The following is a 16,749-nucleotide window of genomic DNA, read 5'->3' as shown; positions in this document are numbered from 1 at the left end:
TGACAGGACGGCGCCGCGTGTATTAACAGATTTTTTGAATGGCCATGTACTTTTTAATGACCTTGATGATTTCATCATTTTTGTACGGCTTACTGATGACATAGTCCATTCCTGCTTCAATGCATAACTTGTGTTCGCTGGCACTGGTCAGTGCCGTGGCCCCGATGATGGTGGCCGACTGTGGGGTGTTGCGTTCGCGCTCCTGTTGGCGAATTAATTTGGTGGCTTCAATGCCGCCCATCCCCGGCATGATGCAATCCATGAAGACGATATCGGCACCGTCTTCTTGCATGTATTCCACCGCTTGTGAGCCATCGCTGACGGTATGGGCATCGTAGCCTTGCTTGCTTAACAATTGTTTCAGCAGGAATTGCTGCACGCGGTCATCTTCCACAATCAAGAAGGTGTTGTGGGTTTGCTCTTCGGTGTCTTCTTCTGCCTGCATGGCTTCTGTCAGGTTCGGGATCAAGTCATGGGCAATGAATGGGGTGTAGAACACTTTATCCACGTATTCGTGGGTGTCTTGCACGGTGCTGGATTCCGATGCCGCCAAAAATAGCTTCGTTTTCTTGGTTTTTTTCAGTCGTGAAGATAAGGTCTTACAGAAGGATTTAAGCTGAATACCCTTGATGGTATCGGTGATGATGATGGCATCAAACGCGCCGATTTGCGGCAAGGCTTTAAAAATGTCATTGGCCGCTCGCACGACTTTCACCGTCGCGCCGTATTGGGTCAACATGCGGGACATGAGATCAATTTGTAGCGGTGAGTCGGTGCAGATCATCACCTGTTTTTTCTCTAAAGTGCGTTCCACACGGTAGAAGCGTTTCGGGGTGATATCGATATCGATACGCAGTTTTTGTAGCGTGACGGTCTCGTCGTCCTGCGTGGTGACGGTGGCTTGTGCCCATTGGGATTTCACCCGTTTCACGTGCGACAGAATGGCTTTTGACCACTCATCATTAATACCACTTTTTTCATCCACATTTTCCCACTGTGCTTGCTCAATGGCGGTCAGTGCCATTTGATGCGAGGGCAGGAAGAGGGCATCAAAGCGCAAACGGGTTTGTTCCACGTCTTTAGCCGCTTCTGTGACAATGTTTAGCAAGGTGTGATCTTTGCTTTGAGCGGAAATGGCGTTAGACAATTGCAGGAACAGCACCCAGAACAGGCTGGTGGAGTTGCCTTCAATTTGTTCCGGCAGGTTATCGCCAAAATGGCAGTCAAAACGACGCTGAGTGTGCTGCGTTTTGGCGGTCAGGTGCACCACCAATTCAGACAATAACGGCAAAAATGACACGTTACCGGTCGGGGCGTTGTTACCGCCGGAGATCAGACGGTTATAGTTGTCCGCTAAGTCTGACAAGGTGTTGGTGGCCAGCGTGATATCTCGTGCCATCACCGCGCCGTTTTCCCCTGCATCTTGTGCAATCAAGCGTACGCCACCTTGGATGGTGTTGGTCATGCCTCGAATCTCATAACCAATCAGCGCATACAATTGACGGTAGAGATCGGCATTGCGTTTTTGGCTTTCCACATCCTCAAAAATGGCGGACAAGTTGGCATAAATGCGTCGCTCCGATGGGGAGAGGGCCAGGTTATTCAGCTGTGTCTGAATGCCATGGGCATCAATGTTAGCCAGCTGGTTCGCCAAATGTTCAATGTCTTGCTGGGCATTTTGGGCTGGGTGTTTGCTGGCAACACGCTTTTGACGCTGACGCGCCAAGATCAGTATGGCGACACCGAACAACACAAAGACCCCTACACCTTGTCGAAATAGCTGTTGCTGAGAGTGTTGGTATTGTTGGTTGATCATCTGTAAGAGTTGCTGATGGCGCGCTTGCTGGCTTGAGACAAACGCGAATACCGCTTGGTTAAACGGGGCGATTGCTTGCGTGTTTAGGTCTTGAGTATTTTGGCCTTGGGTATCTCGAAATCGGGTAATTGCGACTTGCAGCATAGGCAATGCGGAATCGCCCACTAAACTGATCTGGGATTTTTCTTGTGACGCCGCGTGCTGATAGGCCGTGATGGTCGTCGTTAGCTGATCAATCGCGGTGTGGATTTCCGGTGCTGCGGCCGTACATTGTGGCGCTTGGCAAGTCAGTGTGGTGCGTAGCAACTGTTCAGATTGCGTTACCAGCGCATTTGATTGTTGCACAAGCGGGGTTTGCAGCGCGGCATCGTGCCGAGTTTGTGCTTGCCACCATTGCCAGCCTATGACGCTTTGAATGAGTACCGCGATGGCGAAACACGCCAGCGCGCTGTGTGTGAAAGTCATCCTTGAAATATTCACCTTGGTTACCTCTCGTCAAAGGCGTCATCAATGGCACTCATTACCGGTTTGAGTGCGTAATCTATGGCGTAGCGGGAACCGGTTTTGATATCCGCTGTGAATTCCATGTACGGGGAGAGGGTGTATTGCGCCCCCGATTTTTCGAGAAAATCCCGTTCAATGGTAATTTTGGCAATGTAAAACTCTTCCTCTTCTTCCTGATAAGAAGAGCGGCTAATAGAGGCGATTGTCCCGGAAATAAAGCCATATTTGGCGAAGTTGTAGGTATCAAACTTCAGTTTCACTTCTTGCCCGACTTCCACAAAGCCCATGTCTTTCTTGGCGATTTTTGCCTCGCCGTGCAGGGTGTTTTGTACCGGAGAGATGTCCACCAGGCTTTCGTTTGGCGGGATCACGGCAGATTTGAAGTTGAAATGCACTTTATCGACGATGCCATCAACCGGGGAATACACGGTTAAGCGTTCAACCTTATCAGCATGTTGCGGTAACTGGGCTTGTTTGAGTGCGAGATCTTTCTCCAGTTGATGGATTTGGGTTTGGTATTCCGCATTACGGGTGGCAATGGTATCGGTACGCTGCTGGGTTAAACGATCCGCTTGGAACGTCTCATTCATCACCGCCTCATTGAGGTTTTCAATTTCCCGCAACATGTTCATTTCCTGCACCTGCATGTTGAGCACATCGATGTAGGAGGCCATTTCTTCTTTGTAGAGGGTTTGTTTAATAGTGAGTTGTTTGCGGATCAATCCCAGTTGCTGGCGCGAACTGGCGATGCGCTTTTTCATGGATGTAATCAGTTGCTGCTTGTGCTCAATATCCAGCCTCAGTAAGTCTTGGTTAGAGCGATTTTTCTGAGATTCTTTCTGCCAGGACTGGGTGAAATGGTCGATCAGATCCGGGTAGGCCTGATAGGGAGAGAAATCTGGTGTGGCATTGTTGATCAAGGCCTGATAACGATGGATATCCATTTCAAGGCTGACAATATCGAGGGTTGCCGAGATAAATTGGCTGTCTCTGTCGACGGATTTCAAGCGGGCAATGGGTTGACCGGCATACACGTAGTCACCGGTTTTGACCAGCATGGCTTCTAAGATACCACCTTCTAAATGCGGTACCCGCTCAACGTCTGAATCCAGCAGCATTTCGCCTCGGGAAGACACCACAATGTCCATTTCGGCTTGTGAGGCGAGCCCAATAAGTAAGATCAGTGTAATGAACAAGCACAATAATGCCTTATGTACGCTGGTCATGGCACTTTTGATGTAAATGCCGGATTCGGTAGCGGGATCATGATGGTGCTTAGCTTCTATCAGAGCCTGTCTGATATGGTTTTCTATGCCCATGCCGAGTACTCCTTGACTGCCTTGTCTAAACGGTATGCGGGAAACTACAGCGCCAGTGGCAGGGTCGCTATTTGCTGATTGATGTTTTGCACTTCGGTATAAATGGCTTCCATCACGGCTGGTGCGGGTTTGTCGCCCCGTTTGCATAAGGTTTCCACCGGCTCTAACTGCACGGTGGCATGCTCTTCACACAGGGTTAATAGCACGCCTTTTAATGAATGGACGGTGATAAACAACTCATCCATGGCATTGTTGCGGTAGTGCTGTTTCATGAGGGCGATGTCATCACCGTGTTCGGCCATATAAAGCTCAATGAGCATGCTAATCACGTCCTCATCGCCATCCATGGCATCACATAACGCGGCATAATTGATCATGTCTGTGTTCCTTTTCACGATTGACGTCATATCGACAGGTCACCCAACACATTGAATGGTAATGGGCTTTAAATAGAATTTGCGCACATTAACGTATGGTTCAGCTTTGAATGGAATACAAGGCATCTTGATATACCAATGTCCAATTTATTGATCGGCCTCTCATTGCATGTTGCAAGGCGTTTGTTGCTTATAAGTGTGCGGAAGTTCTCTGTTTTTCTATAAATTTGCATTTTGCGAATGATAAATTTGCCAACCAACGAAGGCTGTTCTTAGTTATATAAAGAGAATCTCTTTTTGTATGTAAATGCTGACAGTAATCGGAGGCGGTAATGGCTAGGGATGGGCATCAGGGACAAGGCGGCACACAAAATAATGCACAAGGCAATTCACAAGAGAATGTGTTGAACAATGCTGTTGAGCATCAGGCCACGCCAGACAGAGGGACAGATGAACACCGCGCGGCGGAAAGGGATAACCAGCAGAACACGCTTGCCGCCACAACGGCGACCGGAGCGGAATCCTCACAGCAAAATACCTATGCGAATCAACCTAGCGATCCGTCACCGGGGCCTGACGAGGAGCAGAATCAAGGCCGTCAGCAACCCGTGGAGGAAGAGGCGGGTGGCTCGCAAGGGGCTGCCAGTGACGCAAGACGAGTCGACCCAGACACCACCCCGTCAGGGGACAGTGACGCACCGGAAGACGATGCAGGCAGCCGAGCAGCACCACAGGGTGTGGGCGGTGAAAGGGATACAGAAAACGTAGGTCGTCCAGCGGAACATTCACAGGCTAATGCGCAAGTAGAGGGCAGCAGTGGGAATGCCCCGGCAGAGGGGGTATCGAGTGGCGCGGCAGGTGTGCCTGCAGGTTCGCCAAATGCCTTGGATACAGAAACCACCTCAGAAGCATTTGAAGTTAATGTGGCTAACGCATCGACGCGAGAGATGGCGTTAGAGGATATTTTTGATACAGAAACGATGCACGAGACCTTTGAAATTCAGGTTGAAAACGTGAATGACGAGGTGGTCATTGATGGCGATGCGCCAGCCATTGCGATCAGCGGTACGGAAGATCAATCGCTGATCATTACCGAAGCCGAGTTACTGGCCAATGCCAGTGATGTCGATGGTGATGTGCTGACGGTGACGAACATTGAGATCGATAATGCCACCGTTGAAACCGTGGTGGATCCGGATACCGGTGAAACTACGTTTGTGGTGACGCCTGATGCCGATGTGAATGGCTCACTTGAGATCCGTTATGACGTTTCCGATCAACAAGGCAGTGAAGTGGCAACCACAGCCACCCTGGATTTAGCGGCAGTGAATGATGCGGCGGTGGTTGCGCAAGACACGGAGCTTGTTGGTACTGAAGATACCGAAATTATCTTCACCCAAGACATGCTGTTGCAACACGTCAGTGATATCGACAGTGATAATTTAACTGCTGAAAATCTGCAAATCGCGCCGGAATACGGCTCAGTAGTGGATAATCAAGATGGCACCTTTACCTTCACGCCAGCGCAGGACTACAACGGCGATGTGCCGTTTACCTTTGATGTGAATGATAACGACGGCGCTATTACGCCAGCCTCGGGCAATGTGGACTTGGCGGCGGTGAATGATGCGGCCGTGGTCGCGCAAGACACAGAGGTTGTTGGTACCGAAGATACCGAGATTATCTTCACCCAAGACATGCTGTTGCAACACGTCAGTGATATCGACAGCGACAATGTAACCGCTGAAAATCTGCAAATCGCGCCGGAATACGGCACGGTGGTGGATAACGAAGACGGCACCTTTACCTTCACGCCCGCGCAGGACTACAACGGCGATGTGCCGTTTACCTTCGATGTGAATGATAACGACGGCGCCATTACGCCAGCCTCGGGCAATGTGGACTTGGCGGCGGTGAACGATGCCGCCGTGGTCGCGCAAGACACGGAGGTTGTCGGCACCGAAGATACCGAGATTGTCTTCACCCAAGACATGTTGCTGCAACACGTCAGTGATATCGACAGCGACAATGTAACTGCTGAAAACCTGCAAATCGCACCAGAATACGGTTCGTTGGTGGATAACGAAGACGGCACCTTTACCTTCACGCCTGCGCAGGACTACAACGGCGATGTGCCGTTTACCTTTGATGTGAACGACAACGACGGCGCTATTACACCAGCCTCGGGCAATGTGGACTTGGCGGCCGCTAATGATGCGCCTGTGTTGGCAGAAACCTCCTTTACGCTCAATGAGGATGGATCCATCGTCATTGATCCTGCGGCATTATTAGAAAACGCCACCGATATCGACGGCGATGAGCTCTCCATTTCCAACATTACGTCGGATGAACATGGTTCCGTTACACAAAACGATCAGGGTGAATGGGTTTATATCCCTAATGCCGACTACAGTGGTGAAGCAGAGCTGACGATCACGGTGTTTGATGGCACCGTGCATACGGATTTTCCGGCACCTGTGACGGTGACACCGGATGCGGATGCGCCGTCATTGACCGTATCGTTAACGGATGGTGCGGTGAATGTGCAGCCAATGATTCAGGTTTTCAATGTGAATCAGTCTGCGCAGCCAGTATCGCCAGCGAATACCTTTGATGAAGATACCCCGGTGCCACTCAACATTTCCGCTGCTGTTACTGACACCGATGGCTCAGAGTCCATGCAATCACTGGTGCTGGATGATATACCAGAAGGATCCACGCTAACCGATGGGACACACACTTTTACCGCTGACGGTGACACGCACAGTGTCGATATTACTGAGTGGGATGTGTCTCAAATTACCTTCCAAGGCGCGGAAAACTTTCATGGTTCGGTGTCGCTGTCATTGACGGCAACGTCACAAGAAGACAGCACGATGTCGGGGGAGTCGCCCGAGACCGCATCAGCCACCACGGCCATTGAGTTTGAGATTGTCCCTGTTAATGATGAGGTGGTGATTGACGGCGAAGAACGCTTAGATTTCGCAACCCAAGAAGACACGGCGATAGTGATCACTGAGGCGGAATTACTGGCCAATGCCAGTGATGTGGACGGTGATACGTTAATGGTCACCAATCTGACGATGGATAGTGGCAGTGCACAATTAGTGGTGGATCCAGACTCGGGCGAACGATCCTTTGTGATCACACCGAATCAGGATGTGAACGGCGACTTTACGTTGCATTTTGATGTGTCTGACGGCAACGGCAGTGTGGTGGCGTCCAACGCACAACTGACAGTGTCTCCTGAAAACGATGCCGCCGTGGTCGCACAAGACACGGATATCACAGGACGAGAAGATACCGACCTTATCATCACGCAAGACATGCTGTTGCAACACGCCACGGATATCGACAGTGACCATTTAACCGCTGAAAACCTGCAGATTGCCCCTGAATACGGCGCCGTGAAAGACAACGGGGACGGTACGTTTACGTTCTCACCGACCGAAAACTATCACGGTGAGGTGCCATTTACCTTTGATGTGAATGATAACGACGGGGCGATCACCCCGGCATCAGGTCAGATTGATGTTGCTTCGGTTAACGATCGGGTCATTGCACAAGATGATAACCAGATGTCTGCCAGCGATCCGATGATCCGTTTGGAGTCGGCACCGCAACACGGTTCGGTTGAATACATGAATGCCGACGGTGAATGGACGGAAATGGTGGTGGGGGAGGAATATCCGGCGGATACACAGGTGCAATTTGTGCCTGATGCGGAGGATGTTCAATCCGGTACCCGAGATATTCAGGTGGGCAGCTTCGACAGTGACACCTCAACCCATGTTTTTGACGGCCAGGCCAGTGTCGAAGATTGGGGGGAGGTCAATGGAAATACGGCGGTGTATACCGAAGACGGTGTCACCATCACCACGGAAGTGAATACGGGGGAATTAGCCGCATGGAATGGTGCGGGCAGCCATGTGGGGGCGGGGATTGGCAACGAAAGCCGCCAAGGTCTCGACACCAATGAAATGCTTACCGTGACTGTCGAAGGGGAAGACGTTAATCAGATCACCTTCCAGTTAGATGGCTTGGGCGGCTATTTTGATGAAACCAGCCGAAACGCCACCGAAGTGTTGATTTCAGCCTACGATGCTGACGGCAACTTGATTGATGCACAAGGTGGTTACCGGGAATCCGGTGATTACCAGGATACCTATGTATTTACCACCGATGTGCCGGTACACCATTTCACGTTAGGTACCACGGGCAGTAATGGCACGTATGTGGTGCAGAACATGACGGTCTCTCGCACTATGTCTGATGAAATTCAGATGACGACCATTCAGCCGGATGGTAGTGAGGTGCTCAATACCGTCAATTTGGATTTGAACCACAATACTGCCCATGATCCGGTGGATGTCACCGAATCACTGATTGAGGTGGATGAAGGAATTACCACTCAGGCCATCAAAGTCGAAGAAGACGGCCAGTTAGTCCTGAATCCATCGGAACTGTTGAAAAATGATACCGATGCGGATGGGGACACACTCACCATCATTGGGGTAGAAGCCACCGATGATACGCACGGTGAAGTCTCGCTGGATGAAGACGGTAATGTGGTCTTCACACCGGAGGCTGACTACAACGGCCCGGCATCATTTACCTATATCGTGTCTGACGGCAATGGTTCGACGGATACTGCGACGGTCACGGTGGATGTGACGCCCGTGAATGATGGTCCGGTGGCACCCACTGTCACCATGAATGGTGACGAAGATCAGGTTATTGTGATTGATCCGGCGTTCATTCTGCAGCAAGCCAGTGATGCCGACGGCGATCAACTGACGCTGGAAAGTCTATCGCTTAAAAATCCGCAAAATGGTCAACTGCAACTACAGCAAGATGGTACGTATCACCTGCTGACACCGCCAGATTTTAACGGCCTTGTTGAGTTGGATTACCAAATTTCTGATGGTACAGAGGTAGTCGATGGCAACATGAAAGTGGATGTGTTGCCGGTTAACGATGCGCCTTTCCATGGGGGTAATGCCCAACTAACGACCTACGAAGACGGTGCATTTACCTTCCGCGCCGATGACATGCTGGATCTGTTCCGGGATGTCGACGGGGATGATTTGGTGGTGTCGAGAGTGATCACCGCCGACGGTGAAGAAGGTGGTGAGTTAACACAAAATGACGACGGAAGCTGGACCTTTACCCCAGCAGAGAATTACGCGGGCACGGCGGAATTGCAGGTTGAGGTGACGGATCCGAGCGGTGCCACGGCCATGCTGGATGTGCCGCTGTTTATTCGTCCCGTCGCGGATGGGGCGGTGATCACCACCGATCACGATGGCCCCTTGGTGTTTGATGAAGACACCACCGGCTTGCTGGGGCTGAATGTCGATATGGTGGACGCGTCTGAGCAGCTCAGCCACCTGGTGATCACCGGTTTCCCTGTGGGGTTTGAGGTATCGGATGGCGTCAACAGTGTGGTGATCACAGAGCCGGGCCAAGTGGTGGATATCACTGAGTGGAGTTTCAATGATTTGTCCATGACCCCGCCGCAAGACTTTGTTGGCAACTTCTTTGTGACAGTGTCGGCCACAACGGCAGATTATGGGGAAGAGTCATCCAGTCAGGTGTCTGAACCGACGGAAGCGTATGCAGACTTTACCACCACACAGGATGAGGCCTTGTTGCTGACCGCTGATGATCTGCTTGATATGGCCGGCGACCAAGAAGGGGGAGAAGGCGCTGATGCTGATGATATTCAAGGCGTGCACCTGATTGACCGCAGCCAAGGTGAGTTAACCGATCATGGTGACGGGACGTGGTCGTTTGTGCCGGCCGATGATTTTACCGGTCAGGTGGATTTTGCTTATCAAATCCAGCAGGGAGAGGCCTTGGTGGATGTACAAAGTAGCATTGCGGTGAGCGAAGCGTCTGATGGGGCTGCGTCAGAAGATCCGGATGCGAATGCCGCACCGACGGTGGATCAAATCGTGACCACAGAGCTTGGCGCGGGGAACAGCTTGACCTTCACACCTGATGATTTGCTCGGGCAAATCAGTGACGGTGATAACGATGTGCTGAGTATTGAATCGGTACAGGTGATTAACGGTCAAGGTGTGCTGGAAACCCATGACAATGGTACGTACAGCTTTACGCCCGCAGAAGGGTTCAGTGGCATGGCGCAAATTGCGTTTGTTGCTACCGACGGTGAGGCCAGTGTGCGCAGTCACTTTAATGTGGATGTTGCCGAGGCCGCACCGAGCGGTGACTTCATGCTGGACGAAATGGGCGCTCTGACACTGAGTGCTGAGGATATTCGTGAATCGCTGAATTTGGCGGATACAGTGGATATCACGCAGGTGGATTATCACGGTGAAGCGGGCACGCTCATTGAAGATGAGGGTCAGTGGGTTTTCTGGAGTGATGATGATTTTGAGGGGCAATTGGATCTTGAGGTAACAGCACAGGATGATGATACCAGCAGCGTGCATGATCTCAGTGTGACGGTCGATGAGTATCAAGATTCGGCACCGCAATCACAGCCATTCCAAGCAGACCGCATGGAAGACGACAGTGCGCAAGAGACGGTAGATACGCAGACCGTGGAGGAAGACGGTAGTGCAGAAGAGGGCGGAAACAATGATGACAGTGCGGATTTGACTGCCGCACCGGGCAGTGATGTGCGTTTTACCTTGCCGGAAGAGGTCACGGAGAATGCAGATGTGCAGCAAGTGGAAATCACCAACTTGCCAGAAGGGGCGACCTTGAATTCGGGGATCCCAGATGGTGAAGGTGGCTACACCCTCAGTGGTGACTTGTCGCAGCCAGTGACCATGACCTTGGCGGAGGGCAATGAAGGCACGACGACCATGCAGTTTGAAGGGCAAACAGAGGTGGGCGTACCGGTTGCTGGGACGGAGGGCAGCCTTACCATTGAGGTCGATGATGCGCATGCCATGCAGTCTGGCGGTCGAGGCGGTGATTCACCGCAAGGTATGCAGGATGAATCGGAGCAAGGGGATTGGACGCAAGGCGATAACACCAACATGGGCATTGATGTGATGGATGACAGCGCCTCCTACGACAACGATGGCACGGGCAGCCAGCAGGAAGATGCCGGAATGATGGATGACAGCATGACGCCGTAATACTGGACGGCTTGATATCTGACACGCTGGTGTCTCGTTATTGCGCGAAGTAAACAAAAGCCCTCACGATCGTAGGATGGTGAGGGCTTTTTCTTATGCTGAGTCGTTTCCGGAACGGTTCCTAAACAGTTTCTGGAACGGTCCCAGAACGGATTTCGGAACGGTTCCAGAATGTTTCCGGTACGAGAGCTGAGTGAATTAACGTTTACGCCAAATTGTCATCTCAGACACCGTGTGCTGAAACTTACGTTTAGTTTCGCGGATCACAAACGGAATTTCCTTCACCGCAATGAGTTCAAAGTGCGGGATCAGGGTTTCCGTCAGGCCATCGAGGGTGGTGAAATTCTCGCCGTTGACTTTAATGCCGCCCAGCCAGTGTTGTTTGGCGGTGTATTCTTCCAGCCAGGTATACGGTGAGGCGATCACCAGGTAGCCACCCGAATTAATACGCTGGTGGATGGTGGTCAGGAATTGCTTCGGATCGGCCAGTCGGTCAATCAGGTTAGACGCATAGACAAGATCGTAATCTGTAAATTGTGGCTTGAGGTTACAGGCATCCCCTTGCGCAAAGTACACCTTGTTCGCCACGTCCTGATAGCCGAGTGCTTGTAAGGTGACACTCTTAAACTCTACCAAATCCCCTTCGGTTTTAATGGTGTAGCGTTTTTCTCCCTGCTCGATCAGTGAATACGCTTGCTGAATAAAGCGGGCAGAGAAATCAATACCATCCACATGATCAAACGTCTTGGCGAGCTCTAATGTTGCCCGGCCGACGGAACACCCAATGTCTAACGCTTTCATTGTGCTGTGTGTGTGGCTTGCATTGTGTGTATTGTTGCGTGACAGAGAAAGCTCTTGCAGACACTGCTGTACCGCGTGTTGGCAGAAATTCGGCACATGGAAGTATTCAGCGCCGTAGTGAAACTCCAGATATTGAGAGATCAACTCATCGGTTTCATACACATTCAGGCGTGTCATGGTGCTGGGATCTTGCTGAGATTCCACATAGCGAAAGCCTGCATGTTGGTAGAAGTGGCGGCGGAACGCATAACGGGAAGCCTGAATGGATTCGTTCCCGGTGGAGATCCAAGATCCGCCTTTGATCAGGTTATGTTTGCCGTCAAACGTGGGGGTAGAAAAGTCATCATACAAGGGGTGAACGGCAAAGCCCTGAAAGCCATCAATGGCGGTTTCAGTCCACTGCCACACATTACCAACAATGTCCCCAAAGCCTTCATGCACAAAACGATCAACCGGACATGACGAAGCGTAATAACTCAGCTCAATGTTACCGGGGGGCTCATCCCAATGGGGAGAATCTTGCGCGATGTTCTGGCGCAGCAGATACCATTCGGCTTCCGTCGGTAAGCGAATAGGGCGCTGTAATTGTTCGGCTTTCCATTGGCAAAACGCATGGGCTTCTAACTGATTCACTTCTACCGGCCAGTTTCGTGGCAGCGGGACTTCTTCGGTCAGGTTACGTTGATACCAGTGCCCGTCACGGTTGCGCCAAAAGCGGGGCATGGTAGCTTGGGTAAATTCCAACCAGGCTTTGCCTTCTTCATTCCAGTAGCGAGGGTGGCGATAACCTTCGGCCTCCACAAAGGCCAAATACTCCTGGTTCGACACCAAAAATTGGCTGGCATGAAAATCGTCAATGTGGCAGGTCTGTACGCCGTACTCGTTATCCCACCCGTAGGTCGCGGCATCGGTGTGTTTGCCAAGCTGAAGGTCACCGCCAGAGACAGACAATAAGCTGTTGGTCGGGGCGCTGCCTGTGTCGGTGCAGGCGGTCCAGCGTGGGTGAGGCGTCACCAGTGTGAGCGGGAGCTGTCGGATGATCACGGAAGAGGTTTCAAGGTGGATTCGTTCGTGCTCAATGCCCATCAAAATGACCCACGCGGGAGAGTCTTGTTCAATCGGTAACGTGATCGGCATGGTCTCAATCAGCTGCAAGACTTTGGCGTGCACCGCATCACGGTAGGCTTTGACATCTTGCACGCTGGGCCAGTCGTAATGGCTGTCATCAAGATCGTCCCACGACATCTCATCCACCCCAATGGCAAACATGGATTCAAATTTCGGGTTGATCCGTTGGTCGATGACTTTACCCAGCTTGAGTTTGTTGATGTAAAACGTGGCCGTATGGCCGAAATAGAAAATCAAGGGGTGACGAAGGGGCTCGGCTTTGAGGTAGTAGCCTTCATCTTGGGTGATGATGTCAAACAAGGATTCATACAGCGCCCAGGTATGCGTGAAGGCGAGTTTCAACTGTTGGCGCTTGTCTTCCGGATCATCCCCTGTCAGCAGGACCGTACGTGTTGCATGAGGCGGTATGTCATGAATGGTGGTGGCGTGAATCGTTGTATGCAGTTTGGTGTTATCCATTGAATAGCATTCCTTATGATTTCGCGTCGGTCAAAAAGCATTATGTTTTAAGCCTAGTACGAATGTACGACAAAAAAGTATCAATGCGCTGTACAGCGGTCTCGGCAAGGGAGAAGGAGCGAAGTAATAGGCTTCAAAGAAGACGTGACAGGGTGACGTCAGGCAGCACACCTTTTGCCATACTCATGAATGGGGAATGAAAAGTAAGGTAATGATGCGGTATGGCTGAGGAAAGAACGAAGCGTACGATGCAACGAGCGATGCGACGAACAGTACGCCGAATAATGCGTCGTTGGTTACCGACATGGGTCGTGGTTGGGCTGGGATTATTGCTCAATATCGTGTCTGCTTTGATGACAAATTTTTACATTGATGATGCCACGCAGCAAGCCAATACCTTGGTGCAACAGCAGCAAAATAATGACAAGTTGATCAGCGTGGTGTGGCAGCAGGTGGAAACGTTGGAGCGAAAGCGGGAGCACATCATGACCATGCTGACGGTCAGTGATGGAGCGGGTGACGTCATCCCTGCGCCGGTGGAGGCGCAATTGATCAAAGGCTTATCCGATTGGATCGCGCAACCGCCAAGCCGCCTGCGTTTAGCGACCTTGCCGGATGTGATGACGCAACTGGATACAGCTCAGCGTACCCTCAGAGATAAAGTGGATCAGTTGTATCTCGACAATCTGCGTTTGGTGGAGATACACGGCAGTAAGATGGAGGCCATCTCGCGTATGCGCAATTTGGCTTTGTTTCTGCAGGTGATTGGCCTTGCAATGGTGCTGGCGAGGGATCTGAATCGGCGGGATTATGCGTATGCGTCTGTATCGAAAAAGCGATAAATCCGTAGGATATAAGCAACAAGGCCCTCCGCAGAGAGCCTTGTGATGTCATTTACCTAGTTACTGCTTATTAGTCATGTCGTTCAAGTGGTCCTGACAATGTTTCCACTATTTGTTGGTTGAGTGGAAAGCGAAACGAGACGATTTTTTACCGTCTTCGGTCGTGGCTTTGTATTTGATTGAACGTGAGTTTTCTAGCGTTAATGGGATAAATACACGACCATTTTCATCTGTTTTGTAGGTACCACGTTGTTGAGGCACGTTGGCCACAGAAACGGTAGCATTGGCTGCTGGCTGGCCATTATCGGTGACGGTGACCCATGCGCCGTTGTGTGTGTCAGCCACACGGATATCTGCAAAAGCAGAAGAGGACATAAGGATAACAGCTGTTGTCGTTAATACTTTTAAGTTCAACATAATCTTCACCTCATTGCTTGTCATTTATCGCTTTCATCAGCGTTATTATGGTTTTCCCTTGTTGAAGGCTTTTGTCATATTCACAACATAAGACCTGCGATGAGTACGTATCTTTCACACATTGGCGCAATTTTTTATTTTGCGTATTCTATTCAGTGTGTTGCATTCACTGTCTGGGACAGTGTGTGAGTCCGGCATCGGCGCGGAGCATGTGTGTCTGTTTATCAGTGTTGTGTGTCAGGTATACCCGCAAAAGATACGTTACATTCCCTTAAAGTGATCATTGTTAGTATAGCTATTGGCTGATTAAGTCAGCGGTAAATTCTGCTTTTATTGTTTTTTTTGAATTCAACCACATGAATATGCGTTAAAAATCTTCTTTTGTGGTGCTGAGTATGTGGTGCCGATGTGGCGTCTATAGGTTGCGTAATGGGCTTTGAATCAGGGAATAACATGGTTAGAGAGGCGCATCGGGCGGAGGAAAGAGACGGTTATTTTTTAAATTATAAATAAAGCGATAGTCCCGATGAATCTTATAAATCAGTTGTGTATATTCTTGGGGCGTTGCAACATCATTGTTGAATGAATCGGTCATATGCATAGTGGGCCGTTGTTGGTCTGAGAGGAGGAAAGCGTAAAATGGAGATAGTGATCAGGCGTTCAGAGCCGGCTGATGCAGCGGCGTTACAAGCCTTGTACAGCGGCAAGGCGGCTTACAGTGGGACATTGCAATTACCGTTTCCTTCTTTGCCACAGTGGATGGCACGAGTAGAAGGGGGCGATAATACCCAATTCAGTTTGGTGGCAGAGCATGACGGGCAAATTGTCGGTAATGCGGGGTTGAGTGTAGAGCAGCATCCGCGCCGTCGCCATGTCGCCAATATTGGGATGGCAGTGCATGATGATCATCACGGTAAAGGGATCGGTTCACAGCTATTGGCCGCCATGATTGATTTGGCAGAGAACTGGTTAGCGGTGACGCGTATTGAGCTCAGTGTGTATACCGACAATGCCGCAGGGGTGGCTTTGTATGAAAAGCACGGCTTTCAGATAGAAGGCACGGCCAGACATTATGCATTCAGAGATGGCGAATACGTGGATGTCTATCACATGGCGCGCATCAAAGGTTAAGTTGAACGCCATGCCGTCAGAGCCAGTAAAAAGCCCCGCCGAAAATCGGGGCGGATTTTATGAGAGGACTGGCGTGGTTTCTTCCAGTGTTGATGCTTCCGGACAGGTCATTTCATAGTATTCGAGATCCACAGAGACACGATCAACCCGAATCGCATCATTCTTGGTCATCACATGACGCATCCCGATTTTCTGCATTACCTTTCCGGATTGTGTTTCCTGACTGTAGTGCTGACCATAAATGCGCGCTAACTGAAGTCGTTTGAAGCCGTATTCTGTCATGCGTGTCGCCGCTTCAGTGCAGTAGCCCTTGCCCCAAAATGGGACACCAATCCAATAGCCTAACTGTGCTTTACCATCGGCGATATTGTGTAGGCCGACACATCCAATTAATTGATACGTTGATTTGAGCGTAATGGCATATATGGCAGAGTGCCCACGTTGCCAGTCAGCCAGTACTTTGCCAATCCATTGACCTGCCATGCCATCGGTATAAGGGTGCGGAATGTTGATGGTGCCATTGGCGATCTGCGCTTCACCGGCCATTTGCTGCACCTTATTGGCATCAGACAACTGGAAAGGGCGGAGTATTAAACGGGGGGTGGTCAATAACGGCTGATGTTGTGTCATACGGTTTCCTTTAATGCCACTGTAAAAGAAGATAAATGAAGCGTTTATCTCCATAGTAAAGATCGAACGATGTGAATGACTATCGATTAGATCAAATTACAGGTGAAATTTTAACCGCAGATAACAAAGAATGTGCCAATGTCATGGTTGATTAGGCTTTGTTACTATTGCGTAACAGCACGATAGCGACTTATCACGGGCGATCGCCGT

9 protein-coding genes are annotated in these 16,749 nt (G+C 50.6%); 3 read left to right on the top strand and 6 right to left on the bottom strand.

The genetic code is table 11. The features are described from left to right. Positions 1 to 22 precede the first annotated feature (22 nt). The 3 genes from ABT58_RS08420 to ABT58_RS08410 are packed head-to-tail and all read right to left on the bottom strand — an operon-like array spanning position 23 to position 4,016. Positions 23 to 2,281 carry an ATP-binding response regulator gene (locus ABT58_RS08420; RefSeq protein WP_047873952.1) on the bottom strand — a complete coding sequence of 753 codons (2,259 nt, stop codon included), beginning with the start codon at positions 2,279 to 2,281 and terminating at the stop codon, positions 23 to 25. Positions 2,282 to 2,301: 20 nt separating this feature from the next. After that, the gene (locus ABT58_RS08415; protein ID WP_047873951.1) at positions 2,302 to 3,639 is read right to left on the bottom strand and encodes an HlyD family type I secretion periplasmic adaptor subunit; all 1,338 of its coding nucleotides are present in this window, start codon (positions 3,637 to 3,639) and stop codon (positions 2,302 to 2,304) included. A gap of 44 nt (positions 3,640 to 3,683) precedes the next feature. Then, complete coding sequence (locus tag ABT58_RS08410) at positions 3,684 to 4,016, bottom strand: Hpt domain-containing protein (RefSeq protein ID WP_047873950.1); 333 nt, start codon at positions 4,014 to 4,016, stop codon at positions 3,684 to 3,686. A gap of 332 nt (positions 4,017 to 4,348) precedes the next feature. Here ABT58_RS08410 and ABT58_RS08405 point away from each other — a divergent pair, with 332 nt between their 5' ends. Next, a complete protein-coding gene (locus tag ABT58_RS08405) occupies positions 4,349 to 11,131 on the top strand; it encodes a tandem-95 repeat protein (protein WP_082211028.1) in 6,783 nt (2,260 codons plus the stop codon). Positions 11,132 to 11,329: 198 nt separating this feature from the next. Here the strand turns inward: ABT58_RS08405 and ovoA are convergent, their stop codons facing one another. After that, positions 11,330 to 13,519 (bottom strand): 5-histidylcysteine sulfoxide synthase, encoded by a 2,190-nt coding sequence (gene ovoA / locus ABT58_RS08400; protein WP_082211027.1) that lies wholly within the window; start codon positions 13,517 to 13,519, stop codon positions 11,330 to 11,332. 260 nt (positions 13,520 to 13,779) lie between these two features. On the opposite strand from ovoA, the gene ABT58_RS08395 reads away from it, so the two are divergent. Beyond that, positions 13,780 to 14,361, top strand: a complete 582-nt coding sequence (locus tag ABT58_RS08395) for a hypothetical protein (protein WP_229821714.1) — start codon at positions 13,780 to 13,782, stop codon at positions 14,359 to 14,361. Between the two features lie 108 nt (positions 14,362 to 14,469). Here ABT58_RS08395 and ABT58_RS08390 read toward each other — a convergent pair whose 3' ends face one another. Further along, entirely contained in the window at positions 14,470 to 14,778 is a 309-nt protein-coding gene (locus ABT58_RS08390) for a hypothetical protein (protein ID WP_047873948.1), read from the bottom strand. Positions 14,779 to 15,417: 639 nt separating this feature from the next. Here ABT58_RS08390 and ABT58_RS08385 point away from each other — a divergent pair. Continuing rightward, positions 15,418 to 15,909, top strand: coding sequence for a GNAT family N-acetyltransferase (locus ABT58_RS08385; protein ID WP_047873947.1), 492 nt, complete (start codon positions 15,418 to 15,420; stop codon positions 15,907 to 15,909). 57 nt (positions 15,910 to 15,966) lie between these two features. Here ABT58_RS08385 and ABT58_RS08380 read toward each other — a convergent pair whose 3' ends face one another. Beyond that, complete coding sequence (locus tag ABT58_RS08380) at positions 15,967 to 16,539, bottom strand: GNAT family N-acetyltransferase (protein ID WP_047873946.1); 573 nt, start codon at positions 16,537 to 16,539, stop codon at positions 15,967 to 15,969. Positions 16,540 to 16,749: the final 210 nt, after the last annotated feature.

This window comes from Photobacterium aphoticum, assembly GCF_001029435.1.
Taxonomy (GTDB): domain Bacteria; phylum Pseudomonadota; class Gammaproteobacteria; order Enterobacterales; family Vibrionaceae; genus Photobacterium; species Photobacterium aphoticum.
This window is presented reverse-complemented; position numbering and strand designations above follow the sequence as displayed.

What these genes read in the sequence shown, in the direction of transcription:
- ABT58_RS08380 (WP_047873946.1), bottom strand. Translation starts at nt 16,539, where the DNA reads ATGACACAACATCAGCCGTTATTGACCACCCCCCGTTTAATACTCCGC.
- ABT58_RS08410 (WP_047873950.1), bottom strand. Translation starts at nt 4,016, where the DNA reads ATGATCAATTATGCCGCGTTATGTGATGCCATGGATGGCGATGAGGAC.
- ABT58_RS08395 (WP_229821714.1), top strand. Translation starts at nt 13,780, where the DNA reads ATGCGACGAACAGTACGCCGAATAATGCGTCGTTGGTTACCGACATGG.
- ABT58_RS08405 (WP_082211028.1), top strand. Translation starts at nt 4,349, where the DNA reads ATGGCTAGGGATGGGCATCAGGGACAAGGCGGCACACAAAATAATGCA.
- ABT58_RS08390 (WP_047873948.1), bottom strand. Translation starts at nt 14,778, where the DNA reads ATGTTGAACTTAAAAGTATTAACGACAACAGCTGTTATCCTTATGTCC.
- ABT58_RS08415 (WP_047873951.1), bottom strand. Translation starts at nt 3,639, where the DNA reads ATGGGCATAGAAAACCATATCAGACAGGCTCTGATAGAAGCTAAGCAC.
- ABT58_RS08420 (WP_047873952.1), bottom strand. Translation starts at nt 2,281, where the DNA reads ATGACTTTCACACACAGCGCGCTGGCGTGTTTCGCCATCGCGGTACTC.
- ovoA (WP_082211027.1), bottom strand. Translation starts at nt 13,519, where the DNA reads ATGGATAACACCAAACTGCATACAACGATTCACGCCACCACCATTCAT.
- ABT58_RS08385 (WP_047873947.1), top strand. Translation starts at nt 15,418, where the DNA reads ATGGAGATAGTGATCAGGCGTTCAGAGCCGGCTGATGCAGCGGCGTTA.